Origin of the sequence: Bradyrhizobium sp. BRP20 (assembly GCF_020194215.1) — a bacterium.
Taxonomy (GTDB): Bacteria; Pseudomonadota; Alphaproteobacteria; order Rhizobiales; family Xanthobacteraceae; genus Bradyrhizobium; species Bradyrhizobium yuanmingense.
On record NZ_JADYVY010000012.1, the window covers coordinates 1 to 25,609 of the forward strand.

Here is a 25,609-nt window from a genome sequence, read left to right on the forward strand (position 1 = left end):
TGTTTCTGCCGCCTCAAGGATTTCAGGCGTGTCGCAACTCGCTACGACAAACTAGCCAGGAACTTCTTGGCTGCCGTCCATCTCGCCGCCATCGTTGCCTATTGGATCAATTGAGTCCGAGCCCTAGTTTTCTACACCAATCGCATTCTCAACCCCGCCATTGTCATCATCGAGGTCTTCGTCAACGTTTACGTCCTCCTCATCAATCTGAAGGGCGTGCGGGTGGTTTGGAGACGAGTGTTTCCCATCTTGCTCGGGCTCTTGCCGGGCGTTGCGCTCGGCGGCTATGCCTTGACCTCGCTTCAGCCGGGCTGGATCAAATTCGCCACCTACACGATCATTCTGCCCCTGATCCTGCTGCAAGCTGCGGGTTGGCGCCGTCCTATCGGAGCAAGCTGGCTGATCGGCCTGCCATTCGGGTGGATGCTGGGCGTTCTCTATTCGCTGACGACAATCTCCGGGCCTCCCATAGCGATGCTGTTTAAACAACCAGGGCTTGGTCAAACACGAATTTCGCGCCGGCCTAGCGCTGGTTCGCGTGGTGGAATCGAGCGTTACCGCCTTCGTCTATTATCAGCTCGGCTTGTTCATTTACGAAAGCGGCAGCTTGCTCTATGTTTTTGTACCGAGTGTCATGCTTGGCGTCCCGCTGGGGTCCTACGTCATTCGCCGGCTTGATGCGGAGATATTCCGACGCATCTGTATGAGCTTTGATGCTTGGATCGTGGGCTTCGGCTTGTCACGGGTGCTGATTGAGCTCGATCTAGTGCAGAGCGCCTGGGCTTATAGCGTGATGGCGGCGGCGATACTGATCGATCTCTGCCTGCTATACTTGTTCTTTACAACGCACAATCCAATCTCATCTCGGCGAACTGCGGATATAAGCACCTGAACGATGCCGGCGGGCAACTCGGTATCGAATGCGCGCGCGTCCTGGACCTGATCGACGCCGCCCTCTTCGGCGGCGATGATGATGGCTTGCAAATCTGGTTGATTGCTCCAGACGGCCCAGCCCACCGCCGCCGGGAACCCGGGACACAGGACAGCCCTGATGCCGCCATGCTACTCGAAGTGGCTGTTGCCGGCGGCGACACGCTGGCCCAGAACAAACGAACTGAGGCCCAATGGCTGCGCGGGAACCATCTGGCGGCCGGAAACCAGGGACGAACGAATATCAAAACCATCGGGGCCGACATTAACCGCTTGCGCGTGGTAGCGGAGCTCGTTGTAGTGATCTCTTGAGACAGCGCCGCCACTCGTGATGAGAGCTTCCGATTGTGCAAAGTTGTCGGAAAAAGGACGGCCGTGTTAGCGCCAACTGCATAGAGGCCTGGGGCGCCGTCGGCTTTGTAGGCGTTGCGACAAGCATGCTGAGCGTTGCGATTTGGCTGTCGCAGACCAGCAAAAATCATTGCCCTCGTGTGGCCAGCTCATCCGGGAGAGATTGGCCGAAACACCGCCATCCCCAGGGGCTCGACGATCACCCCTACTTGTCGCTCTCCGTGTGACGCAGTTCAGCATTTGTGACGGCATCGCATTTGCAGGGATGAAGAACGTCAACTTGAGGCCATCATCGTCGAGCCGCGCGTCGCTTGCAGGCGACGCACGCAGGATGAGGGGCGCCGCGCCCGCGAGTCCGTTCTCTCAGGAGCGTCCGTGATACCATGTGCCAATTTGTCTGCCGGCCTGCTTGGGACACGCCTGACATTTTTTGTGGCCGGATTCGGCCTCGCGGCCTGGGCGCCTTTGGTGCCACTCGCCAAGGAGCGGCTCGCGGCGGATGACCGCATGCTTGGTCTACTGCTGCTCTGTCTCGGAACGGGATCTGTCGTCGCGATGCTTTTGACCAGCGTGTTGAACTCGCGGTACGGCAGCAAGCCCATTATCCTCGCGGGTGGACTTGGACTCGCGATCATTCTGCCGTGCCTTGCAATTTCCGACACACCTGTAAGGCTCGGTGCCACGCTATTTGCTTTCGGCGTTTCACTCGGCTCGATCGATGTAGCAATGAACATCCACGCGATTGAACTGGAGCGCGCCACGGGCCGTCTATTGATGTCCGGCTTCCACGCTCGGTACAGCATTGGGGAAGTCACCGGCTCTGCCGCGGTCACCTTGTTAGTCTCCCTGCAGTGTGGCTCGCTTCTCTCGACGTTGGTCTGTTCGGCATTAGTAACGATCGCGATTGTGACGGCCTGGCCGAGGTTGCTGGCGACGGGTTCGAGACAGCAGGGGCCATTATTTGTCTTGCCCCACCGCAGTGTGTTGCTCATAGCGGTGCTCGCGGGTATCACCTTTCTTGTAGAAGGTGCAATGCTCGATTGGAGCGCTTTGCTTCTCGTTGAACGAGATCTTCTCGCGGAGGCGCACGGGGGCATTGGTTATATGCTCTTCTCAATCGCCATGGCCGCAGGGCGTCTCAGCGGAGATGCCGTGGTGGCGCGAATCGGCGACCGTGCCACATTGATGCTCGGGACTGTACTAATGGTAACAGGCTTTTTGGCCGTGGTAGCCGCGCCCGTTGCGTTGATTGCTATGGCAGGGTTCCTGCTTATCGGATTGGGTATTTCAAATGTTGTACCCATACTGTGTCGACGCGCCGGCAAACAGAACGTGATGCCAGCAGGCATAGCGATAGCGGTCATCACGACAGGCGGCTACGCGGGTATACTCGTCGGGCCGGCCGGCATCGGGCTCATCGCACACATATTTGGCTTGCCAATGGCGTTCGGGATGTTAGGCGCGCTCATGTCCATCGTGATGCTGTCGGCGAGGATGATGACCGACCATCGCTAAGGCATTGGTCAAGAGGAAGGGAGCGCCGGTTCGCTCCGGCTAGTGATCGCCCGTCGGCGGTTGAGATTTAGAGTCGATGAGCTCTCAACTGCTGGCAGCACGTCTCGATCTGATCTTTCCTTTTCCTGCAAGTCGGCAGGGGTTCTTGGCGGCGAACTGAGGGCAGCTGTTGACAATGAACGTTCGTCAACTTGCGAAGCAAGATTGATCGTTACGTGAGCGGCGAGTCTGCTAGGACGGACGTTCACCGCCGGGCGATCGTGGGATCGCCCCTTATCCGGGAACAAGCGAATCACTCTGGTGCCGTCCGTCGCTGTCAGCCCGATACGCCCGATATGCCAGCTGAATGCCATCCTTTAGCGAAGTCGTGGCGCGCCAGCCGAGCCCAGACAGCCGACGCACGTCGAGCAGCTTGCGTGGCGTGCCGTCCGGGCGCGACGTATCGAAGCTGATCTCACCGCGAAAACCGACGGCGGCTGCGATCATGAGTGCGAAGTCGGCGATGCTGATGTCCTCGCCGCTACCAATATTGACCAGTTCCGACGAGGAATAGGTCTTCATCAGATGGATGCAGGCATCGGCGAGATCATCGACATAGAGGAATTCGCGGCGCGGCGTGCCGGTGCCCCACACCACGACGTTGCGGCTGCCCGAAATCTTGGCCTCGTGGAAGCGGCGGATCAGCGCGGCGACGACGTGGCTGTATTCGGGGTGATAATTGTCCCCGGGGCCGTAGAGATTAGTCGGCATCACGCTGATGAAATCGGCGCCGTACTGGCTGCGATAGGCCTCGGCCATCTTGAGGCCGGCGATTTTGGCGATGGCATAGGGTTCGTTGGTCGGTTCCAGCGGGCCGGTCAATAACGAATCCTCTCGCAGCGGCTGAGGCGCCAAGCGCGGATAGATGCAGGAGGAGCCGAAGAACATCAGCTTCTCGCACCCATTGGCATGCGCCGCCTGGATGACGTTGCTCGATATCGCCAGATTGTCGTGCAGAAACTCGGCGCGCAGCGTGTTGTTAGCGACGATGCCGCCGACCTTCGCGGCGGCGAGGAACACGGCTTGCGGCCGCTTCGCGGCAAACCAGGCGTTCACCGCGGCCTGGTCGCGCAAGTCGAGCTCGCTGCGCGGCACCGTCAAGAGATCGGCCTGTTCGCGTGCTAGCCGGCGCATCAGCGCCGCGCCGACCATGCCGCGATGGCCCGCAACGAAAACCGTCTTACCCTTCAGTTCAAACGACGTGCTTGCCATTGGTCGCATCCTGCTTGGCTTCAACGAGATCGCTGGCGACCATTTCCTTCACCAGTCGCGAGAACGGCGTCTTCGGAGCCCAGCCGAGCTTGGCGCGCGCCTTGCTGGCGTCACCGATCAGGAGATCAACCTCGGTCGGACGGAAATAGGTCGGATCGATCTGCACCAGGGTCTTGCCCGAGGCCTTGTCCACGCCGACCTCCTCGACGCCCCTGCCGCGCCATTCGATGCTGCGCCCGACCTCGGCAAACGCCACCTCGACGAACTCGCGGACCGACCGCGTCTCGCCGGTCGCCAGCACGAAGTCGCCGGGCTCGTCGACCTGCAGGATCCTGTGCATGCCATCGACATAGTCGCGGGCATGGCCCCAGTCGCGCTTGGCGTCGAGATTGCCGAGATAGACCGTGTTCTCGAGGCCGACCTCGATGCGGGCGACGGCGCGGGTGATCTTGCGCGACACGAACGTCTCGCCGCGGGTCGGGCTCTCATGGTTGAAAAGGATGCCGTTGCTGGCGAAAATGCCATAGGCCTCACGGTAGTTCACCGTGATCCAATAGCCATAAAGCTTGGCGACGCCATAGGGCGAGCGCGGATAGAATGGCGTGGTTTCCTTCTGCGGCACCTCTTGCACGAGCCCGTAAAGCTCCGAGGTCGAGGCCTGGTAGAACCGCGTCTCCTTTTCCATGCCGAGGATGCGGATCGCTTCCAAAAGGCGCAGAACGCCGATTGCGTCGGCGTTGGCGGTGTATTCCGGGCTCTCGAAACTGACATGGACGTGGCTCTGGGCGGCCAGGTTATAGATCTCGGTCGGCCGGATCTGCTGCACCAGCCGGATCAGATTGGTCGAATCCGTCATGTCGCCATAGTGCATCAGGAACGGCACACTGCCGGCATGCGGATCCTGGTAGAGATGATCGACGCGCGCGGTGTTGAACGAGGACGATCGGCGCTTGATCCCGTGCACGTCGTAGCCGAGACCGAGCAAATACTCGGCGAGATATGCTCCGTCCTGCCCGGTGACGCCGGTGATCAGCGCAACGCGTCGCTTTGAGTCCTGAACCGTCATGGTCTCTCGTAGTTTCGCCGGAAAGAAAAGCCCTGTGAAACGCGTGAAGTCTAGATGCGCAAGCCCGCTCCACCCGCAATTTGAGGAAAGCGATCGTTATGTCCAGTCATACACATCAGCTAGGAAAGCACACTATATACATTGTTTTAAATCGGACTGGATTGTGTGAACGCATTGATCTCCAAAACATCAAAGTCAATTAACGCTCGCATCCTGGCTTATATCTCTGACGATCCTAAGTAGGCGAGATGCATGCGATCGCGGTTGCGAGCGCAAGGGCGCGCTTGTCCGGGCTATATCTCCAACGAGATAGAAGCTGACCATCTGTGTTCCTATCTAACCTCAGGCGCAAGTACGCATACGCGTGGTCTCGTCACGGCTTGCGAGAGCGACGAGCTGGAGCCGCAGTCATCGATGCATTTGCCCGATGACGGGATGCAAGCAAGCGTACAGTCAAGCTTGCACGCCAATTCGTAGTCAAGAAAGTTAACTTCCGGACAGAACACCCGGTCTTCGCGGTCGATTCATCGCCCGTGATCAGCGCTGTTGCCAATGTCAAGCTCGCGGCAGGCAGTGGAGCGGTCGACACAAGACAAGATGAGAAAGAGTAGTAAACGTTGGTATAGATGCTCCAACGTTTCGATATCGAAAGTTTACGCTCGTACAATAGAGCTTCGCTGCCAATCGTCTAATCTCGATGAGCGTAACTTGCCTTGGTTCGAGTATGATGGGCCTCCTAAATCCAAGCCGGCAAAATGTTTCAGGTAGAACAGAACAATTCAAGCTAGAGCTGCTGCGCAGTTTGTACTCGATCGGCAGCCAAAAGCGGAATGTAGTCGGCCGAAGCGATGATGGCTGAAGGAGGTCTAACTCACGCTTGCGAATGCGGAGGCGATACAGGCGGCCGCGAAAAAGCCCGAACTTGACGCCTGTTACCGTCGGGCAGGCGATTTCATGATCGGATTCCTGTAGGCGGGATCTCGGGCCCCTTGAACTTGGGCTGCATTGATCGATATGTGTGGAATTGTTGGCATTTTGGGGCGTGGTCCGGTCGTTGGCCAGTTGGTCGCGTCGCTCAAGCGATTGGAATATCGTGGCTATGACTCCGCAGGCCTCGCGACTCTCGAAGGTCTCCGTATCGAACGCCGGCGCGCTGAAGGTAAGCTGAGAAACCTTGAAGAGCAGCTGCGCTATTATCCGCCGTTGGGTCATACCGGCATCGGTCATACCCGCTGGGCGACTCATGGAAAGCCGACCGAGAGCAATGCTCACCCGCATGCGACAGAAAATGTCGCGGTCGTTCATAACGGGATCATTGAGAATTTCCGCGAGCTGCGAGCCGAACTGGAGCGGAATGGAGCCCACTTTAACTCAGAGACAGACACGGAGGTGGTGGCGCATCTCGTCGAATCTTATCTCAACAGGGGCTACTCGCCGCGGGATGCGGTACAAGCGTCACTGCCACGGCTGCGCGGTGCCTTCGCGCTGGCATTCCTTTTCAAAGCCCACGATGATCTTTTGATCGGTGCGCGTAAGGGGTCGCCCCTTGCGATCGGACATGGTATCGGCGAAGTGTATCTAGGATCGGACGCGATTGCGCTCGCGCCTTTGACCGACACCATCACCTATCTTGAAGACGGCGACTGGGCCGTGCTTACCCGCACGATGTGCGTGATTTATAGCGCAGACGGATCTGTCGTCCAGCGGGAAACATCAAAGTCTGGCGTATCGTCACTCCTTGTGGACAAAGCGAATTATCGCCACTTCATGGCCAAGGAAATCCACGAGCAGCCGACAGTGGCCGGCAAGACATTGGCGCATTATTTCGACATGGCGGCCGAGCGCGTCGCCCTGCCGGTCACATTGCCGTTCGACTTTAAATCCGTTCAGCGCATCTCAATTACCGCGTGCGGGACTGCAGGCTATGCCGGGCACATCGCCAAATACTGGTTCGAGCGGCTGGCGCGCTTGCCTGTCGAGATCGATGTAGCGTCCGAGTTCCGCTATAGGGAGGCGCCTTTGCGCCGGGGCGATCTCGCGATCGTCATCTCGCAATCGGGCGAAACCGCTGACACGTTAGCTGCACTGCGATACGCCAAGGACCAGGGCGTGCACACGATATCTGTGGTCAACGTCGCGACGTCGACGATTGCGCGCGAGAGCGAATCCGTTCTGCCGACGCTGGCGGGGCCGGAAATCGGCGTCGCCTCCACCAAGGCATTTATCTGCCAGCTGATGGTATTGGCGGCGCTTGCCGTCGCAGCAGGCAAAGAGCGCGGTAAACTGTCTGAGATCGATGAAACGAGGCTCGTGCGTGAGCTTATCGAAGTGCCGCGGTTGATTGCTGCGGCGCTGTTGATCGAGCCGCAGATCGAGAAGCTCGCGCGTTATATCGCCGATTCAAGGGACGTGCTCTATCTCGGTCGTGGCACATCGGCCCCCTTGGCGTTCGAGGGCGCACTCAAGCTGAAGGAAATAGCTTATATCCACTCACAAGGTTATGCCGCCGGCGAGCTCAAGCACGGACCGATCGCACTGATCGATGAGGCCGTGCCTGTGGTGGTGATCGCACCTTATGACGATGTCTTCGAGAAGACCGTCTCGAATATGCAAGAAGTTGCGGCTCGGGGCGGCAAGATCATCCTGATCACCGATTCGAAGGGTTCTTTGGAAGCGACGGTGGACACACTCATGACCATTGTGCTGCCTGAGATGGTCGCACGCTTTACGCCGATGGTCTATGCCATTCCGGTACAACTCTTGGCTTACCATACCGCTCTCGTAAGGGGCGCGGACGTGGATCAGCCGCGTAATCTAGCAAAATCGGTGACTGTGGAATGAGGCTACAGTGTTATGTCGGTCCTTGAGGCCACGAATCGCCTGGGCGAGCTCAGAAAGAGAACGATCCCGGTATCACAGGTCAATCATAGACCGATCCAGACCGATGAGCAGCAGTCAGCCCTGCTTGCGTCATCATCGTCTACCGACTAACGTCCTGGGAGCGAGCGTTACCTTCCTCTTGTTCGAGCCGAACGGTCGATAACAAGTGGAAATTCCGGATAATTGGAAGATCGAAGTCAGCTCTCGGTTACCAGCCCGCGATCTGCTTTGCAGGGCCAAATCAGCCTGAAGCCACAAAAGATACTCTCTAACTCATCCTCCCACCTCGCCGATGTCGACGAACAAGTCCGTGCACAACAGCTTCGGGCCGCTCCGTCGCAGCTTATTCACTGGCGGCGCATACGCGCGACAACTTACTTTTCCCGATTGCCAGCATCCGCGCGATGTCGGGCACGTCGAGCATGCACTTCGACCCCGGGGACGATTGCTCAGGATTAGCAGTCCAGTTTGTCCCTTCGATCGCGCGTGGCAGGGGTTCACGCAATCCGGTTGGGCCACACGCGCCACCGCGGTTCTCCGACCTGATACGTGTCATCAAATGGATCGTTAGATAACTGACATTCCCGCGCAAGGTGAGGGCCCAAAACCAAGTGCAGGGGGCGCCGCACCGGAAGGACGCGGCGCCCCTGGCTGTATATGCGGCAGGCGAGTTCTATTGGCCACTGTCTGATCCAGCGACAGTCACCCGCTCGTATAGCAGGATGGACTAGCCTTGCGACGACGTTGGATTAGCACGACCGCCAAATCCGGTTGGTGGGCCAGCGATCGCATCGGGTTCCTTCCGCGGAGCTGCAGATCGGGTTGCCAGAAGAACCGGTCCTCATAATCGGCACGGGAATTGCTGTCCCCTCGTCGAACGACTGCTGTCAACGCGCCCCTGGGAGTGTGGCGCCTTAGGGCAGCCTCACCATTTCTATCGTTTGAACCCTCGCACCGAGACTACGAGTGTGCAGCCGCAAATCTCAGAGCCACAACCTCAACGACGCAATCGTGGTGAGGTGGCTTACTAGGCTCCGTTCGCCACACGGCAAGGAGGAACGAGAGAAATGTGGCCGAAGTCGATCTTCACAATCAAGAAGTCTTGGATCCGCTGATTGGGCAATGCCAGCAACTGGTAAGGGAAGTGGCAATTCCCTACCACTGGGAGGTGCTAAACGATCGCAGTCCCGGGGCGATACCGAGCCACGCGGTAGAGAACTTCCGCGTTGCCGCCGGACGTGCGAGGGGCGAGTTTCACGGCGCGGTCTTTCAGGATAGTGACGTCGCAAAATGGCTTGAGGCGGCTGCATGGTCGCTATGCCAGACACCAAATCCAGAGCTGGAGAAAGCGGCCGATGAGCTCATTGAATTGATGGCGGCCAGTGGCGACGGCTATCTCAACACCTATTTCATACTGAACGCGCCTCAGGAGCGCTGGACCAACCTAGCGGAGTGCCACGAACTTTATTGCGCGGGGCACTTGATTGAAGCAGGTGTCGCGTTCTTTCAGGCAACTGGCAAACGGCGATTGCTGGAGGTCGTTTGCAGGCTTGCTGACCACCTCGGGACAGTTTTTGGCCCAGAGCGCGATCAGTTGTACGGCTACGAACGCGGCACGGAGCCGCACTTCTACGACATGCTCAATTCCCAATAAAGGAGCTCCTCGGAGGTGTTCGCGGCCTCTCATCAAACCTGATGAATGCCAATGGCACGAGCGTGCCGCTGTGTAGTTCGAAAGGAAGCCCTATGACAAGCCAAACGTGAGGGCGGCCACGTCAGGTTTTGGTAAGCCAGGCTCCCTATCAGCGCCGCTGGGCCTAACAAGCCTAAACTAGATGCGGAAATGTATGTCCGACGGGAGCACCAATCGCCATGTATAATCGGATCAATGGCTCGTCCTACTTCCAATCCTCTGACTATGCCGAAACTGATGAGCAAATGGACGCGGACATCTTTGCGGATGCGTTCGCAGATATGCGCTTAGCCGAATCTGGTTCCAGTAGCAGTTCATCTGCGGCAACAAGACCGTATTCGCTCGTTTCAACCCCTCCCATAAAAGAGTTCGAGGATCGTCAGTCATTCCGAAAAGCCGCGGAGGCCTATCATGGTGACGAAATCATGAAAATCGCCAACAACCCCCAAGAGTACTCCGACTTCGTGTCCGGCAAGGCAAGGCGAACTGCCGAAGTTGCCAAAGACTACGGGCGAACCCGAGATTCCGAGAAGGCGCGATACTTCAGCTACCAATTGGGCAACAAGAGTGTCGGACTTCTAAGAACGGAAGGCGGCGACAGCATGACCGAGTTCGACGTCGAAAGGTGGAAGAAGCTATTTCCTGGACGCACCGGGACTACCTCTACTGTGGATCTTCAAGTCGTTCATCCGCTTGTCGAGAACGCTGGCGACATCCTGCTCGAGCACCAGCTTCGACTAGACGGAAAACAGCCGCTGCTCAATTTGCGTCCGGCTAATTCGGAAGCAAGAGCCCGTGCGGCAAAGATGGGATTCGTCGAGGTTGACGCCGACAACATGGTTCTTGACCCAGCGAAGTCAGATAAGTGGGTAAGGAATAGCGACGGCGAATGGCAGCGCAAAGGTACTGCTGCGCGGTATCTTTCCAAAGCTGACGACAGTGAAGGTAGTGATACCGAGATCTCAGCGAGCCCCTCAACATACGACTATGAGGATGATTTTATGTGACAATGGGATCACCGGTGATTTGGCCCGATGGAGTAGACCAATCTAGCGTGCTCCGGGCTCCTCTGTGTTTATCGCCTTTTCGGCTGAGAGTTCCTCTGAGTTGGCTCAGAATACTGTCCGCAGAGTGCTTCTTGGCTTAGCGGTTGCTGATTTGTTTGAGCCTTGGAAGTAGGGGCTCACTGCGGAAGGCAATTGCGACAATGCTCGCTGCGGAGAGGACCTGGATGGGGTGCCGCCAAAGTGCGCCCGGCCGCCGAGGGCCGGGCGTGTTGTGCCGAGTCGTTGGACGGCTTGGAGCCAGAAGTTGTCTACAGATGACGCCTACGAAGTAGTAAGGGTGTGGGCGCCTGCCGCGAGTCGGTGGGCAAGGAAATGCACAGCGAAGCGGCGCCCGATGGGCAAGATGGCTGGCACGCGTCAACGGACATAACGACGCCGAGAGCACGGTCATCGTGCAGAGCACTTTCACCAGAAAAGCCTCAACAGAAGACACGCGGCGGTTGTCCTGGGCGAAGCTCCGTTATCATCGTCACTGCCGTCGGCTGCGAACAGCCAATCTCTTGCTTTGTCGATCGCTCTCGGCCAGCTCCGCTCTGCAATAGAACATATAGAAACGATCCAGACGAGTTAAGAAGGGCTCAGGGTCGTCGATTGCTTTGGGTGAGCATTACGTTGAACGTCGATCTGCAGAATGAGTCGAGCTGGCGTACCCTTCCAGCACTCGCAGCGATAAGGTTGTTCTGCACCAATGTAGCCGCCCGGCGATGGTCGCTAAAGTGTCGACAAGCGACAATTGGCCTCTCGCTCGCTTGATTTTAGAGCAAGTAGCATCTTTGACTCGAAGAGGTTGATCGGCGGCGAGATCGACGCGTGGAGCGTTTAGATCGGACACCAACCCAAGCCGCAGATGGATTGCATCAGATGTCGCGCCGGCCGTCATACGCGTTCAGTGCGGTGTCGAGGCATTCGATTAACGCTTGTCCTGCAAAGGGTTTGGCGAGGAAGCCAATCGCGCCGGCGCCCAGCGCTGACGTGCGCACGCGGTCGTTGGGGAAAGCAGTAATGAAAATGAATGGTGCGTCGTAGCCACGTGTCCGCATCTCTGCCAATAGATCCAGGCCGCTCATAGCCGACATCTGCACATCGGTAATGACACAGGATGTCTCGTCCAATCGCGGGGACCTCAGGAGTTCCTCGGCCGACGCAAATATTTGGGCGATGTAGCCACGCGACTTCAAAAGATTCTCTGTCGCCGCACGGACTGAGGCGTCGTCGTCAACGACGGAAATCAAAGGCGTGGACAAGACGATCCCTCCTGACGCGTGAATAGCGGCTGCAAGCATTAGCCACCTTCGGCGAAAAGTGGGCTCGACTGATGAAATTGTAAAATCATACTTGGGTTTGTTCAGGACGATTAGCGCGAATTCCCAGCGTCTCAGTCATTCTGATCAAGTCGGCCAGCGACCGTGCACGCATCTTTTTCATTACGTGTCCTCGGTAGATCTTGACCGTAATCTCGGCGAGCCCAAGCTCGGCGGCTACCTGCTTGTTCATCAGGCCGGCAGCGACCAGTTTCATCACCGCCTGCTCGCGCGGGCTTAAGGTCTCAAATAGAGACTGCAGGTTCGCGACCGTCTGCTGAGCCTCCCGTCTTTTGCGATCGCGTTCGGTCGCCGCAACCACGGCATCAAGCAGTTCTTGATCGCGAAACGGTTTGCTGAGAAAATCGACCGCTCCTTCCTTCATGGCCCTGACGGTCATGGGAATGTCGCCATGGCCGGTAATGAAAATGATCGGAATATGTATGTTCAATCTCGCTAGCTCGGTCTGGTAGTCAAGGCCGCTCAAGCCTGGCAGCCGGACATCAAGAACTAGACAGCTAATAACGTCCGGAATTGTGCTCTGCAGCATTTCGCGGGCCGATCCGAATGCAATGACGTCTAACCCTACCGACTGAAAAAGGTTCGTAAGTGAGCGACGCATGGAGATGTCATCCTCGACGACGAAGACGATCGCCCTTGTCGAGGCCTTGGCGTTGCTGCCTTCACCTGGCGTGTCAAATCGTCCTGTCACGAGACGGCCTCCTTATGCACCGGCAGGGCGAACTGGAAGGTCGCGCCCGGTCCATCTTTGTGGACCATCGACAGCCGTCCGCCATGAGCTTCCACGATCGACCGGCAGATCGAAAGACCCATTCCAAGACCACTCGATTTGGTGGTGAAGAAGGGATCCAAGACGCGGTCCGCGTCGTTCTCGGCGATGCCCACGCCGTAATCGGTCACGGCAATCTGGACGTGCCCCAGATCGTCCTTTGATGATTGAATCAGCAGTTCGCGCGTTCGGTCTGAAACTGCGTCCATAGCTTCGATTCCGTTCATCACCAGATTGATGATCACCTGTTGTAGCTGAATCCGGTCGCCGAGGATCGTAGGCAGCGCTGCGGCCAACTCCGTTCGTAACGTCACTCGGTGGCTCACCAGCTCTCGTGTTACCAGCGCAATGACGTCCTTAACGACCTCATTGATATCGAGCGGAACCATCTCAATCTCGCCTTTCTTCGCGAGTGCGCGAACACGACGGATCACCTCGCTTGCCCGGATTGCGTCTTCGATGATCCATTCCACCGAAGAGCGCGCGGCGGAAAGATTAGGAGCTTCGCGACCCATCCAACCGAGGCAGGCATCGGCGTTGCTGATAATAGCGGCGAGTGGCTGGTTGATTTCATGGGCGATGGAGGTCGTCAGCTCTCCTAACGTCGTTACACGCGTCACATGCGCAAGCTCCGCCTGTGCCTTTCGTAGTTCTTGTTCGGCTTGATCGGCGCGAATGGTAGCGGTGATGTCAGTGCTAACGCCACGGTAGCCGAGAAAATTGCCCTTTCCATCGAAAAAAGGCTTGCCACTCGTGCGGACGTAGATCGGAGATCCTGTCCGATTCACGGTACGGTAGACGAGATCTCGAAACGGAAGATGGGCTTCCAACGTCGCCCGATGCTGCCGCCACTTCTCGGGTTCCTCTTCGACGTCGCACGCAATGTCCCAGCGAAGCAGGCCCATCAATCCTGTCGCCAAAATTCCCGCAGCGCTGGTGTGCTCGGACAAGTGAGTGACCTGATGATCCGGCCCGGTCTCCCAGAGCCAGTCGGAAGCTGTTTCGGCGTAGTCGCGAAAGCGCTGTTCGCTTTCGCGCAGCGCGGCAAGTGTGTTTTCCAGGCGTTCCCTAGCTGCGTGTTGCTCGGTGACATCCATATGTGTTCCGATCAGCTCGCTGACGTTACCATCGCTGCCGACCACCACGTGCGCAACGGAGTGTATGCGTCTTATCCCGCCATCTGGTAGAAGGATACGGAAATCATATTCGAACCGCTCCTCCTCGTGTTCAATCGCCTGGCGCTGCACCTCCTGTAGCCGCGGCAAGTCGTCCGGATGGATGCGCGATCGAATGGTCTCGATCGTTACCGGCTCTTGTGGGCTCAAGCCAAACAGACGATCGACCTCGGCGGAGCGATACACGAAATCTAGACCGTAGACGTCCCAGGACCAACTGCCCGTGTGACTGAGATGCTGGGCTTCGGCCAGGTAGGCCTCGCTGCGGCGCAGCTGCTGTTCTGCTCGCCTCGCCGCCGTAATATCCGTAGCTGCCCCAACAAACTCGATGTCACCAGAGGCTGTCCTCGTCGCTCGTGCCTGCGCATGAATGTGCTTTACCGAGCCATCCGGCAGCAGAAGCCGGTATTCGTGCTCGAAATCGCTCGGGTCTCGCATCGCGCGATCGATAATTTCTCTAACCGAAGCCCTATCATCTGGATGAGTGCGCTCAACGACGAGCTGCGGCCCCGGTGGCACTGTCTGAGGATCCAATTGGAAGATCCGAAATGTTTCCTTTGACCAGAAGGCCTCGCCCGTAGCAGGGTTCCAGCTGAAGCTGCCTGTGTGACTCAACTCCTGCGCCTGGGCCAAATGTGCTTCGCTCCGCTGCAGGGCAAGTTCAGTCCGCCTTCGCTCCGTTATATCTTCGCAGGCGACAAGGATAATGGGCCGCTCATCCGCCCAGAGCATGGCTTTGGCGATTTCACGTACCCACAATACCGAGCCGTCCTTCCTGACCTTCTGGACGTCCCACGTGCGCGTTTGTCCGACATCCTCCAGGCACGTCCGAACGCATTCGCGAACGAAGGCGCGATCCTCCTCGAGAAATACCTCCAGCACGGATTGACCAATCAGTTCAGCACGAGCATAGCCGAGTTGTGTCGCGCCGAATGTATTGACGTCGAGGACAGTGCCGGCTTCATCGACCATGAAGTACATGGCCGGATTGTGCTCGAAGATGGCGCGCCACCGCTTTTCCCGATCCTCCAAATCGGCCGCACTCCGCTGAAGCTTGGCCGCAGCCACACGCGCAGCCTCGCTTTCCTGGCGCAGCTTTCCGATCAGGTGCGCTCCCACAATCGAGGCAATAAAGAATGCAACAACCACGGGCAGATCTTGGGGGTCATCGATTCGCAGGCTGAACGCCGGCGGCGCAAAATAATAAGCGAGAGCAGCAACGGCTACGATGCAAAGCGCGGACGACGCGATGAAGCTGCCCATCAACGAAAACAGTAACACCACTAACAAATAGGCGAACGCCGTGGGGGCGAAATGCGCGTGAAGGTACAAGCAAGACAGTGTTACCACCGCCAGCGTTATGGAGCCGAAGGTAAACTGAGGGGCTGAGCGCTTTAAACTGCTGATCTGGCTACGCATTTTGATACTGTCCGGCCTGTTCTCCGGCGGGAGAGCTATAACATTTTAGGCAAAAATGGGGCAATACTCGGCACCAGCACCTGCTGTGAGCGGTTCCGAGATCGATTGCTTGCTGAACTGAGCACGCGCGAAGAAAAAACGCATCACAGACATACGTATAGTCGTCCTAAACCTTTCAATATGGCCAACATGGCGCGCTGACACGCCTAGAATCGAAGCTGAGATGTCTACTTTCCTCCGCTGCCGATAACCTCCGGGCAGGCGCTTGAGGCTGCAGCCGAGGACAACTCCCTTACGCCAGCCGGACGAGGACAGCGGCTGCAGTTCGGCCAAGACGTTGAGCCGAAACAATCAGGCGCGCCTCGCCGAACCGGAAAGAACAGGGACAAGCTGCCGGCCGATTCATCTCGCCGTTGCGATCGGCATGCGGAAGAAAGCGCAACCGTCTCGTGCCGAGATACGAAGGCGAAGTTACGCGACTGCCTTGCATGCCCGAGGGCCACACGCCTAGTTGAGAGGACTTGTCTCCGGTCAGCCGTTGAGCGCGCGCGAACGACGCCGAACCGAACACTAGCCGTGTGCGAGCCGGCATGGCTCCGTCGAGGTGCAATCTAATCCATGCTGATCACACCCATCACGATCTAATGCGGCAGCACGGACCGTAACAAGGGATGACGAGTTGCGTCAGCAAGATCGCTACCACGTCGTTGGTTGAGCGAGGCCAGTGCAGTGACCGCGCGCATTGGCAATTGTAGGCGGAGCAACACCTAGGTCCGTCAGGCTGGACAAGTTCTGTCGCAGTCCTGTTATCTGGCACGGCAAAATGTCGCAGAAGCGTTCAGATGGCCGGGAGCTTGACGCGAAAGACGCGCTTGATAATGACCGTTAAAAAGCTCCGGCTCTTTTGCCCGGCTGGCATCTTTTCAGGGCGGCTGCCGGGGGGGGGCGAAGCGGGACAAGATCTGCGCACTGGAGATCGCCCTTGAAAGTTCCGGCTCGTGTCAAGTCGGCTGTGTCTTCGAACTACGAGAAATGTGGCTGCGCTTGCATTTGACGCGTCTTCGAATGGCTGTGGTTAAGATCCGGGACCTATCTCATCGTGCGTCGATAGTGGTGGAAACGTTGGGCTGGTTGAGCCGGGCCTGCAGCGTCGCGTGCTCCAGCTCGTCCTCCCACCAAGATATGAACACGGCGGCGATGCCATTGCCGGTGATGTTAGTAAGGGCGCGCACCTCGCTCATGAACTTATCGATCGAAAACACGATTGCCATGCCCGGCACCAGCGCTGGGTTGACCACCGACAACGTCGCAGCGAGCGTGATGAAGCCCGCGCCGGTGACGCCGCTTGCTCCCTTCGACGTCAGCATTGCAACGAGCAGGATGGTGAGCTGCTGGCCAAAGGTGAGCTCGACCCCGAGTGCCTGGGCAATGAACAATGTCGCAAGTGTCATATAGATATTGGTGCCGTCGAGGTTGAAGGAGTAGCCAGTTGGCACCACCAGGCCGACCACGGGCTTGGAGCAGCCCAGCCGCTCGAGCTTCTCCATTAATTGCGGCAGCGCGCTTTCAGAGGACGAAGTGCCGAGCACGATCAGAATCTCGTCCTTGATATAGACAATGAACTTGAAGATTGAAAAGCCGACGAGGCGCGCGATCAAACCGAGCACCACCACAACAAACAGCGCCGCAGTCGCGTAAAACAGAGCGATCAGACCGATCAAATTGCCGAGTGCTGCCGGCCCGAACTTGCCAACGGTGAAGGCCATGGCGCCGAAGGCGCCGATCGGAGCCGCTTTCATGATGATAGCGATTACGCCGAACACCGCGTGCGCGACGTCGTCGATCATGCCGCGCAGACGCTCCCCGCGCTTTCCGAGCGCCATCAACGAAAAGCCGAATAGAATCGCGAACAAGAGAACCTGCAGAACATCGCCGCGAGCGAAGGCGCCGACCACGGTGTCGGGAATGATGTTGAGAAAGAAATCGACGGTCTTCGAGGCTTCCGCCTGCTTCACGTAATTGGCGACCGCCGCAGCATCCGGCTTGAGCGCAAGGCCATGGCCGATTTGGACCAGATTGCCCATAACAAGGCCCAACAACAAGGCAAAGCTGGAGACGATCTCGAAATAGACCAGCGCCTTGACGCCGACGCGCCCGACTTTCTTCGCATCCTGAATATGCGCAATACCGGATGTAACGGTGCAGAAAATAATCGGCGCGATCACCATCTTGATTAGCTTGATGAATCCGTCACCAAGCGCCTTGACCCAGTCGTTGGTCGCGACGGACGGCCATAGGCAGCCGACCATGGCGCCAATCAAAATCGCAATCAGCACCTGCACGTAGAGAATCTTATACCAAGTTTGCGACGCGCGCGCGGGCGCCGCAGTTGACATGGTGGTCATGACGCTTCCTTCCCGAATATACTCGAATGTGAGCCGCCGCGACTTTGAGAGGCGACAGCGTCATACGAGACTCATTTTAGCCGTGTGCGATTGAAGACGGTTCCGAGAGTCGGCGCGTCGTTCCAAAGGCAGGCGAGTTGCGTTTATCCTTTCTCTTAAGCAAGATCTGCACCAGATGCCCAAAGTGCGCCGACTAAGCAGTGGCGGACAAACCGTCTGTCTCCGGCGGCATGGGTTTGAGTGCTCGGACCGCGTTCGCAAGGTCGAACAAAAAGTTCTAGCGTGACTCGTAACTTCATCGGCTGGGCGCATTAGCGGAGTCACGTCTCGGCCCCGAAGCTCTAGCGGGATCGATATACGCCGACTGCTGAGATGGATGCAACAGTACGTGACATCGGTAAAATTCATAGTTTGGATCGTAGGCATCCACGCGATGGAAGCCTGGCTTAGGAACTCGATTGCGCGGAAGAATCTTTGATCAATGCACTGCGCTGTCGCTAACGGCAAGGCTCGTTCACGGGCATTGTCTCCAGGCCTGTGCTAGCGCTGCGCATTAGGCAGGTTGGTCGGCAGGCGGCCTTCGCTCTCGGCTCCTCGTGCCTTTTGCCGCGTCGCAGAAGCAGCTTACAGCTAGATCGTTCCCGTTACTTACGGCAGTCTTGCTGAGATCCGTTCCATTGCCAGCGCGGCGAGTGCGGCGGTTGAGCCATCGACGAATCAAACAAGCATGTCTGGGGGCGTCAAAATCTGCCCTTCGTTGCGCGGCGTGTCGCTGTCTGCTCGGCAACAAAGATGCCAGAAATCTGACAGAGCGTTAGGTTCACGCCAGGGTGACGTCGCCGTCTATGCGAATTTCGCACGTTGAGCATTGAACGCGCCACAGTTCGCACGCGGCACAGCAATTGCTGATGACGAACGAGGAGCTTCCGCCGTCAGATGGATGGAAGTGACCCAGTCACAGGAGTTGCCGATCAGACTTGCGATGCTGCTGTTGCTCGCAGAAACGACGCGCGATGTGGCGGCCGCCACGAAGTGCCGCGCGACTAAAGGGCGATCCGCGCCACATCCCTGGACGAGCCGGACGTGCAGGCGCTCACTCCGCCGACACGGCGACCTGCTCGCACTTTTGGGCTGACCCACATGGATGTCTTTTCGGCAGAGATTTCGCAGTCAGTTGCGCTCACGATTGAGCTCGCCAGCGTGACGACCGTGATCCTCCTCCTGATTGGTGTCCCCCTCGCTTGGTGGCTGGCGCGCTCAAAGACTCTTTTGAGCGAGGCGGTGGCGACGATGATCGCCCTGCCGCTAGTGCTACCGCCTACGGCTCTCGGTTTTTGCGTACTCGTGTTGCTCGGCCCCAACGGACCGGGTGGCGTCCTCGCCTCTTTGTGGGGCGAGCGCACGCTCGCTTTTACCTTCGCAGGAATCGTGGTCGGATCGGTCCTCTCGGCGCTGCCGTTGGTGGTGCAGCCGATCCGTAACGCCTTTGTTGCGATAGGCGATTGCCCGTTGAAAACTACAGGGCGCGTTTCGTCGTTGTATGCCTTCATTACCATCAGCGGGCCGCTGGCGCGATTGGAGTTTGTTAAAGCTGCCGTGATTGGGTTTTCTCATACGATCGGCACATTCGGCGTCGTGATGATGATCGGCGGCAACATTCCTGGGCGCACCAAGGTCTTGTCAGCCCACGTCGTAGACTACGTCCAAGCGTCTCGCTGGCGCGAAGCGAGTGTGGTTGCCGGCGGCATGGTGATGTTCGCCTTTGCGGCTATCTTCACCTTAGCCCTCATCGACAGACACTGTGTCAAGAGAGGCATTGAACCGTCCTAGGCTTGCCCGCCGGACACATCCGATCACGACCGAGCAGCAGTATTGCAAGCCGGATCTGCAACCACCGCGCACAGAACGCTTTTACTGGCGGTCTCGCGAGCGAAGAACTCGTCTAGCGAGTTCACCTGGACCGGCGCCTACGGGACACAATTGTTCTGCGACCCAAAGGAGCATCTCGTCGTGGACGGCAGCGCCCGGCCGGATCGCGCTAGTGCTTCAATAACGAGATCGCCTCCGCTATCGAGAAGAAGCTCTTGTAAGCGGGTTTGGTATCGCGATGCGCCAAGACGATCGCGCATTGCTATCGATCGGCTCGCGCGATGAACGCTCCTGTAATAGCTCTGAACATCCAGGCTCTCGCCTAAAATATGCAGCGATGCGGTGCGGCGAGCCGCTTTGAATGAAGGCAGATCGGGTCGATCAGACCTAAAAAGCGAACGCTGCGTGCGCCTCGGGGCTCACATTGCGGCTTCTCTTCGTCGCTCGACAGCCGCTTTGGTACGGGCTGCTTGCGCAGTTGCGACTATGAGCGGCTTTAAGCGCCCCAGGGGCAGTGCGGTCCCCGTCAACTGCACCAATTCTATTCAACAATCGGCATGAGGCGTGAGTGTCGCATCTGCAAGAGCGAGCAGGACGTAGTCACCGTGCAGTGATGAACCATCGTGTCGCTCTGTTGAACTGATCACATCGATGTCCAAAACCGGACACCATTAGCATGACAGATCAATGGCGCAGCTCGTGGCTCGCTGGCTGGTTTCGACTGTCATCAAATCCAGAAGCGGTGGCGTGCCATCTGTCAAGTGTTTCGCTTCTGTGGCTTGTTTCTTGCTGAACGTCAGTAATTCGTTTCGGTCGACGACAACTCACATGGAAGGCTTAATGGGTGGTGCAACAGAAACGTTCTACAGCGTGATCAGACGTCAGGGTATCACGCGTCGTAGTTTCCACAAATTCTGCAGTTTGACTGCCGCGAGCTTGGGACTCGGTCCGCTCGCCGCAGGCAGAATTGCCAACGCCCTAGAGACCAAACCGCGTGTGCCCGTCATCTGGCTGCACGGGCTCGAGTGTACCTGCTGCTCGGAAAGCTTTATCCGCTCGGCCCATCCATTGATCAAGGACGCGCTGCTGTCGATGATTTCGCTCGACTATGACGATACGATCATGGCGGCGGCAGGACACCAGGCCGAAGCCATCCTGGAGGAAACTCGTGCCAAGTACAAAGGCAGGTATGTGCTCGCCGTCGAAGGCAATCCGCCGCTGAACGAGGGTGGCATGTTCTGCATTGACGGCGGCAAGCCGTTCGTTGAAAAGCTCAGGTACATGGCGGAAGAGTCCATGGCGGTCATCGCTTGGGGCACGTGTGCGTCCTGGGGATGCGTGCAAGCGGCCAAGCCCAATCCGACTGGCGCGGCGCCGATCGATAAGGTGATCACCAACAAGCCGATCATCAAGGTGCCCGGGTGCCCTCCTATCGCAGAGGTTATGAGTGGCCTCCTGACTTTCATGACCACGTTCGGAAAGCTTCCGGAGCTCGATCGCCAAGGCCGTCCCAGTATGTTCTATTCCGAGCGGATTCACGACAAGTGCTATCGGCGTTCCCATTTCGACGCTGGCCAATTCGTCGAAGAGTGGGACGATGAGTACGCACGCAAGGGCTATTGCCTGTACAAGATGGGCTGCAAGGGGCCAACCACCTACAATGCCTGTTCGGCCATTCGGTGGAACGGCGGCATTTCATTTCCGATTCAATCCGGCCACGGCTGCTTCGGCTGCTCCGAAGACGGCTTCTGGGATAAGGGATCATTTTACGACCGCCTCACAACCATCAAGCAGTTCGGCATCGAGGCGAACGCCGACCAGATCGGCATGGCCGCTGCCGGCGTAGTTGGGCTAACCGTCGCTGCCCACGCGGCGCTCACCGCCGCGAAGCGGTTGACCCACAAGCGGGATCGCGCAGCCCACAAAAGCAAATCGACTTGAGGAGGGGGCGACGGTGGCCGTCCAGACACCGAATGGGTTCAATCTCGATCGTTCCGGCAGGCGAATCGTCATCGATCCGCTGACGCGGATCGAAGGCCACCTGCGTGTCGAAGCCAATCTCGATTCAGACAATGTGATCCGCAATGCGGTCTCAAGCGGCACGATGTGGCGTGGCATTGAAGTTATCCTGCGCGGGCGCGATCCGCGCGACGCCTGGGCGTTCACCGAGCGGATTTGCGGGGTATGCACCGGAACCCATGCGCTCACCTCCGTGCGCGCGGTTGAAAATGCACTAGGAATTGCGATTCCGGAGAATGCCAATTCGATCCGCAACATCATGCAGCTGTGCCTGCTCGTGCATGATCACCTCGTACATTTCTATCACCTGCACGCGCTGGATTGGGTCGACGTGGTCTCCGCGCTCAAGGCCGATCCCAAGTCGACCTCCGCGCTCGCGCAGTCTGTCTCGCCCTGGCCGCTATCGTCCCCTGGCTATTTTAAGGATTTGCAGATCCGGCTCACCAAATTCTTCGGATCAGGCCAACTCGGTCCGTTCAAGAATGGCTATTGGGGGCATCCGGCCTACAAGCTGTCACCGGAAGCGAACTTGATGGCTGTAGCGCATTATCTAGAAGCGCTCGACTTTCAGAAGGAGATCGTCAAGATCCAGGCGATCTATGGTGGCAAGAACCCGCATCCGAACTGGTTGGTCGGCGGCGTGCCCTGCGCGATCAACGTCGACGGAACTGGTGCGGTGGGTGCGATCAATATGGAGCGATTGAACATCGTGTCCTCGATCGTCGACCGTTCGATCGAGTTTGTCGAGCAGGTCTACCTGCCCGACATTGCCGCGATCTGCTCGTTCTATAAGGACTGGCTCCATGGCGGCGGACTTTCGAGCAAAAGCGTGATGTCCTATGGCGACATCCCCGAAAACGCAAATGACTGTTCCGCCAAAAGCTTCAAGCTGCCGCGAGGGGTCATTCTTGGTGGCAATCTCAAGGAGATACTGCCGATCGACCATGGTGATCCCGAGCAGATCCAGGAATTCGTCCCGCATTCATGGTATAAATACCCCAGCGATTGCTCTGGACTGCATCCCTGGGACGGTCTCACCGAGCCGAGTTTTGAACTTGGGCCAAAACTCAAAGGCAGCAAGACAGATATTAAGGAACTCGACGAGGGCGGCAAGTATTCCTGGATCAAAGCGCCGCGCTGGCGCGGCCACGCCGTGGAGGTCGGGCCGTTAGCGCGATACATCATCGGTTATGCGCAAGACAAAGCCGAGTTCAAGGAGCCCGCCGAGAGACTGCTCAAGGGGCTCAATCTTCCCCTGAGTGCGCTGTTCTCGACGCTTGGCCGTACTGCGACGCGAGCGCTCGAATGCCAGTGGGCGGCGCATCAGATGCGTTATTTCCAGAATAAGCTGGTAATCCACATCAAGGCAGGCAATACGGCAACTGCCGATGTCAGCAGGTGGAAGCCGGAAACTTGGCGCAAGGAGGCCAAGGGCTACGGGTTCACTGAGGCGCCGCGCGGTGCGCTTGGGCACTGGATCAAGATCAGGGACGCCAAGATCGACAATTATCAATGTGTTGTGCCGACGACGTGGAATGGATCTCCTCGCGATCCCAAGGGCAATATTGGCGCCTTTGAAGCCTCCCTGATCGGTACCCCGATGGCCGATCCGCAGCGGCCCCTGGAGATCTTGCGCACGATCCATTCCTTTGATCCATGCTTGGCTTGCTCGACCCATGTGATGAGTCCTGATGGCCAGGAAATGGCTTCAGTCAATGTTCGTTAGGGGCATGCCGGACACGGCTCGGAAGCTCCTTGCCGCCGTCGATGCGGCACCGACTGAAGGCAGGATCGGCGGTGGCATCGCCTCCGCGCCGGTGCGACTGTGGCATTGGGTCAATGCCGCGACCATTCTGATGCTGAGCTTAACCGGCTATCTCATTGGAACCGGGACACCGGCGATGTCGGGAGAGGCAACCGGCAATTTCCTGTTCGGCTACATCCGCTTTGCTCATTTCTCGGCGGGATATGTGCTCAGTACCGGCTTTCTTCTGCGAATCTACTGGGCTTTAATGGGAAATGCGCATGCCATGCAGATCTTTTGGGTGCCGCTCTGGCGCAGGTGCTTTTGGCGCGAGGTCTACCACGAGATTCGCTCGTATGCGTTCCTTACAGTTGAGCCCGAGAGGCGCGTCGGGCGCAACCGTCTTGCTCAGCTCGCAATGTTCTTTATGTTTACGCAGACGATCACGTTCATGGTTGTCACAGGATTTGCACTTTATGGGCAAGGTGCAGGCACTGACAGCTGGCAGTACAAGCTGTTCAGCTGGGTATTTTCAATTTGGCCGAACAGTCAGGACGTCCATACCTGGCATCATCTCGGCCTGTGGGTGATCGTGACCTTTGCGCTGGTCCACATCTACGCGGTGATCCGTGAAGACTCATGTCGCGCCGGAGCATCTAGTCCATCGGGTGAGCGCGGGTCTCGCGATTGACTGGGAGGCGGATGCTCAATCCGGAAACCAAGAAGAGGATTCTGGTGCTCGGCATCGGCAATATCTTATGGGCCGATGAGGGATTTGGGGTGCGGGTGGTCGAGGAGTTTCATCGCCGCTATGCCATCGATGACAACGTCACCGTTCTCGATGGCGGCACACAGGGGCTCTACCTCATTAGTTTTCTTGAGCAGGCCGATTGCCTGATCGTGTTCGATGCTATCGACTATGGATTACTGCCCGGGCAGTTGAAGCTTGTGCGAGATGACGAAGTGCCAAAATTTACCGCCGCCAAGAAGGTGAGCCTGCATCAGACCGGCTTTCAGGAGGTCTTGAGTGCGGCCGACCTGCTTGGCCGCCGCCCGCGAGAGCTCGCTCTCATCGGCTGTCAGCCGCTGGACCTGGAGCATTGGGGCGGTCCGCTGACTGCCCCGGTACGCTTTCAGATTGCGCCTGCGATTGAACTGGCTTGCAAACTCCTGGCGCAGTGGGACTCGCCGGCAAAACCGCGGACCGCGCCGCTGCCTGCATCAGAACGACTATTGGCGAACAATATCGACCATGCAAATTATGAGATGAGGACGCAGCCGATCTAGCGGCCCGCGAGTGACCATGTGCCTTGGATTGCCAATGACGATTCTCGAGACCGACGGCATCACGGCGCTGTGCGAGTATGGCGATAAACAGCGGCGCGTCTCGGTCATGCTGCTCTCGGACGCCGTGGTCGGCGCAAAGGTGCTCGTTCATATCGACAGCGCGGTGCGGCTTTTGGATGAAAATGAAGCAACGCTGATCTCGCAAGCACTGGACGGGCTTGAGGCCAGCCTCAACGGCCAGGACTGCGATCCCTTCTTTGCGGACTTAATCGGTCATGAGCCGCAATTGCCGGAGCACCTACGCTAGCGATTCCGCTTGCGGATATTGCGCCGATTGCTTGCTCACACATTGGCTTCCAGTCGCTCGTAACCTTTGCATGGAAAATGTCAGGCGCTTCGAGCCTCTGGTTCGAGGGGGAGACGCGGCCAGACGATGATTGGCATGCACCTTGCTAATAGCCTGTTAGCAGAACCGAAGATTTTCAGAAGGCGTGTGATGAAGTTGCAGCCGGCGCAGCGTGGTCTTTCGCGGCCCGCTCCATCCGAGGTGGGGGGCGTCAGCGGAGGTGCGTGCCTAGTCGCACACGCTCCCGTGAGGGCGGACGTGATGCCGCAGTCACCGGCCGATCTCCTATATTTGCTCCGAATCATCAAGCCCGCGTACTTCCGTCCTGAAATGGTCAACTCGTTTCGGCGGCGCATGCAAGGCGCAGTGCCTGCGGGCGGCGTTGGTGGCGAACTGGTCGGCCGGCTCGGCCTGCGCGGCCCGTCGAGCCCGAGCCTGCGCCGTCGGCGCAATACACTCCGCGTGATCGGCAAGAGACCGGTCCGTTTGGTCAGGATCAGC

At 58.0% G+C, this 25,609-nt stretch carries 19 protein-coding genes and 1 pseudogene; 13 read left to right on the forward strand and 7 right to left on the reverse strand.

All coding sequences use genetic code 11. From position 1 onward, the window contains the following. Positions 1-114 (forward strand): annotated as a pseudogene (locus I6F33_RS25275) (IS5/IS1182 family transposase); the annotation flags it as partial. 9 nt (positions 115-123) lie between these two features. On the opposite strand, the gene I6F33_RS25280 reads toward I6F33_RS25275, so the two are convergent. After that, positions 124-504, reverse strand: coding sequence for a hypothetical protein (locus I6F33_RS25280; protein ID WP_225144470.1), 381 nt, complete (start codon positions 502-504; stop codon positions 124-126). Between I6F33_RS25280 and I6F33_RS25285 the strand changes: the two genes are divergently transcribed. From I6F33_RS25285 to I6F33_RS25295, 3 genes are all read left to right on the forward strand, one after another. Continuing rightward, positions 497-892, forward strand: coding sequence for a hypothetical protein (locus I6F33_RS25285; protein WP_225144471.1), 396 nt, complete (start codon positions 497-499; stop codon positions 890-892). The genes I6F33_RS25280 and I6F33_RS25285 overlap by 8 nt on opposite strands. Positions 893-1,059: 167 nt before the next feature. After that, positions 1,060-1,242 (forward strand): hypothetical protein, encoded by a 183-nt coding sequence (locus I6F33_RS25290; RefSeq protein ID WP_225144472.1) that lies wholly within the window; start codon positions 1,060-1,062, stop codon positions 1,240-1,242. A 414-nt stretch (positions 1,243-1,656) separates the two neighbouring features. Beyond that, the gene (locus I6F33_RS25295; RefSeq protein WP_225144473.1) at positions 1,657-2,796 is read left to right on the forward strand and encodes an MFS transporter; all 1,140 of its coding nucleotides are present in this window, start codon (positions 1,657-1,659) and stop codon (positions 2,794-2,796) included. Positions 2,797-3,069: 273 nt separating this feature from the next. Here I6F33_RS25295 and I6F33_RS25300 read toward each other — a convergent pair whose 3' ends face one another. Both I6F33_RS25300 and gmd read right to left on the reverse strand, forming a co-directional pair. Further along, on the reverse strand, positions 3,070-4,047 hold the full coding sequence (locus I6F33_RS25300; RefSeq protein WP_275945323.1) for a GDP-L-fucose synthase: 978 nt from the start codon (positions 4,045-4,047) through the stop codon (positions 3,070-3,072). Then, positions 4,028-5,113 (reverse strand): GDP-mannose 4,6-dehydratase, encoded by a 1,086-nt coding sequence (gmd, locus tag I6F33_RS25305; RefSeq protein ID WP_225144474.1) that lies wholly within the window; start codon positions 5,111-5,113, stop codon positions 4,028-4,030. Before gmd ends, I6F33_RS25300 begins: the two co-directional genes overlap by 20 nt. A gap of 1,014 nt (positions 5,114-6,127) precedes the next feature. Between gmd and glmS the strand changes: the two genes are divergently transcribed. The 3 genes from glmS (at position 6,128) to I6F33_RS25320 (ending at position 10,693) form a co-directional block, all read left to right on the forward strand. Continuing rightward, the gene (gene glmS, locus I6F33_RS25310; protein WP_225144475.1) at positions 6,128-7,954 is read left to right on the forward strand and encodes a glutamine--fructose-6-phosphate transaminase (isomerizing); all 1,827 of its coding nucleotides are present in this window, start codon (positions 6,128-6,130) and stop codon (positions 7,952-7,954) included. Between the two features lie 1,108 nt (positions 7,955-9,062). After that, entirely contained in the window at positions 9,063-9,647 is a 585-nt protein-coding gene (locus tag I6F33_RS25315) for a beta-L-arabinofuranosidase domain-containing protein (RefSeq protein WP_225144476.1), read from the forward strand. A gap of 218 nt (positions 9,648-9,865) precedes the next feature. Next, positions 9,866-10,693 carry an Effector protein NopP gene (locus I6F33_RS25320; protein ID WP_225144477.1) on the forward strand — a complete coding sequence of 276 codons (828 nt, stop codon included), beginning with the start codon at positions 9,866-9,868 and terminating at the stop codon, positions 10,691-10,693. Positions 10,694-11,610: 917 nt separating this feature from the next. Here the strand turns inward: I6F33_RS25320 and I6F33_RS25325 are convergent. From I6F33_RS25325 to dctA, 4 genes are all read right to left on the reverse strand, one after another. Then, positions 11,611-11,997, reverse strand: a complete 387-nt coding sequence (locus I6F33_RS25325) for a response regulator transcription factor (RefSeq protein ID WP_225144478.1) — start codon at positions 11,995-11,997, stop codon at positions 11,611-11,613. Positions 11,998-12,082: 85 nt separating this feature from the next. Further along, positions 12,083-12,766 carry a response regulator transcription factor gene (locus tag I6F33_RS25330; RefSeq protein ID WP_225144479.1) on the reverse strand — a complete coding sequence of 228 codons (684 nt, stop codon included), beginning with the start codon at positions 12,764-12,766 and terminating at the stop codon, positions 12,083-12,085. Continuing rightward, complete coding sequence (locus I6F33_RS25335; RefSeq protein ID WP_225144480.1) at positions 12,763-15,438, reverse strand: PAS domain S-box protein; 2,676 nt, start codon at positions 15,436-15,438, stop codon at positions 12,763-12,765. Before I6F33_RS25335 ends, I6F33_RS25330 begins: the two co-directional genes overlap by 4 nt. A gap of 1,094 nt (positions 15,439-16,532) precedes the next feature. Continuing rightward, positions 16,533-17,843: a C4-dicarboxylate transporter DctA gene (gene dctA / locus I6F33_RS25340; RefSeq protein ID WP_225129623.1), complete on the reverse strand. Its 1,311-nt coding sequence runs from the start codon at positions 17,841-17,843 to the stop codon at positions 16,533-16,535. Between the two features lie 1,140 nt (positions 17,844-18,983). Here dctA and I6F33_RS25345 point away from each other — a divergent pair. The 6 genes from I6F33_RS25345 (at position 18,984) to I6F33_RS25370 (ending at position 25,069) form a co-directional block, all read left to right on the forward strand. Continuing rightward, positions 18,984-19,673 (forward strand): molybdenum ABC transporter permease, encoded by a 690-nt coding sequence (locus I6F33_RS25345; RefSeq protein WP_225144481.1) that lies wholly within the window; start codon positions 18,984-18,986, stop codon positions 19,671-19,673. An 879-nt stretch (positions 19,674-20,552) separates the two neighbouring features. Next, positions 20,553-21,653 carry a hydrogenase small subunit gene (locus I6F33_RS25350; protein WP_225129656.1) on the forward strand — a complete coding sequence of 367 codons (1,101 nt, stop codon included), beginning with the start codon at positions 20,553-20,555 and terminating at the stop codon, positions 21,651-21,653. 13 nt (positions 21,654-21,666) lie between these two features. Next, a complete protein-coding gene (locus I6F33_RS25355) occupies positions 21,667-23,457 on the forward strand; it encodes a nickel-dependent hydrogenase large subunit (protein ID WP_225144482.1) in 1,791 nt (596 codons plus the stop codon). A gap of 4 nt (positions 23,458-23,461) precedes the next feature. Then, positions 23,462-24,166: a Ni/Fe-hydrogenase, b-type cytochrome subunit gene (gene cybH / locus I6F33_RS25360; protein WP_225144483.1), complete on the forward strand. Its 705-nt coding sequence runs from the start codon at positions 23,462-23,464 to the stop codon at positions 24,164-24,166. 11 nt (positions 24,167-24,177) lie between these two features. Beyond that, positions 24,178-24,762: a HyaD/HybD family hydrogenase maturation endopeptidase gene (locus tag I6F33_RS25365; protein ID WP_225129620.1), complete on the forward strand. Its 585-nt coding sequence runs from the start codon at positions 24,178-24,180 to the stop codon at positions 24,760-24,762. A 16-nt stretch (positions 24,763-24,778) separates the two neighbouring features. Next, positions 24,779-25,069 carry a HypC/HybG/HupF family hydrogenase formation chaperone gene (locus I6F33_RS25370; RefSeq protein ID WP_225129618.1) on the forward strand — a complete coding sequence of 97 codons (291 nt, stop codon included), beginning with the start codon at positions 24,779-24,781 and terminating at the stop codon, positions 25,067-25,069. Positions 25,070-25,609 lie beyond the last annotated feature (540 nt).

Bases quoted from the DNA above. Each gene is read 5' to 3' on its own strand.
- I6F33_RS25290 (WP_225144472.1), top strand. From the start codon at position 1,060: ATGCTACTCGAAGTGGCTGTTGCCGGCGGCGACACGCTGGCCCAGAAC.
- I6F33_RS25300 (WP_275945323.1), bottom strand. From the start codon at position 4,047: ATGGCAAGCACGTCGTTTGAACTGAAGGGTAAGACGGTTTTCGTTGCG.
- gmd (WP_225144474.1), bottom strand. From the start codon at position 5,113: ATGACGGTTCAGGACTCAAAGCGACGCGTTGCGCTGATCACCGGCGTC.
- glmS (WP_225144475.1), top strand. From the start codon at position 6,128: ATGTGTGGAATTGTTGGCATTTTGGGGCGTGGTCCGGTCGTTGGCCAG.
- I6F33_RS25320 (WP_225144477.1), top strand. From the start codon at position 9,866: ATGTATAATCGGATCAATGGCTCGTCCTACTTCCAATCCTCTGACTAT.
- I6F33_RS25335 (WP_225144480.1), bottom strand. From the start codon at position 15,438: ATGCGTAGCCAGATCAGCAGTTTAAAGCGCTCAGCCCCTCAGTTTACC.
- dctA (WP_225129623.1), bottom strand. From the start codon at position 17,843: ATGACCACCATGTCAACTGCGGCGCCCGCGCGCGCGTCGCAAACTTGG.
- I6F33_RS25345 (WP_225144481.1), top strand. From the start codon at position 18,984: ATGGATGTCTTTTCGGCAGAGATTTCGCAGTCAGTTGCGCTCACGATT.
- I6F33_RS25350 (WP_225129656.1), top strand. From the start codon at position 20,553: ATGGGTGGTGCAACAGAAACGTTCTACAGCGTGATCAGACGTCAGGGT.
- cybH (WP_225144483.1), top strand. From the start codon at position 23,462: ATGCCGGACACGGCTCGGAAGCTCCTTGCCGCCGTCGATGCGGCACCG.
- I6F33_RS25365 (WP_225129620.1), top strand. From the start codon at position 24,178: ATGCTCAATCCGGAAACCAAGAAGAGGATTCTGGTGCTCGGCATCGGC.
- I6F33_RS25370 (WP_225129618.1), top strand. From the start codon at position 24,779: ATGTGCCTTGGATTGCCAATGACGATTCTCGAGACCGACGGCATCACG.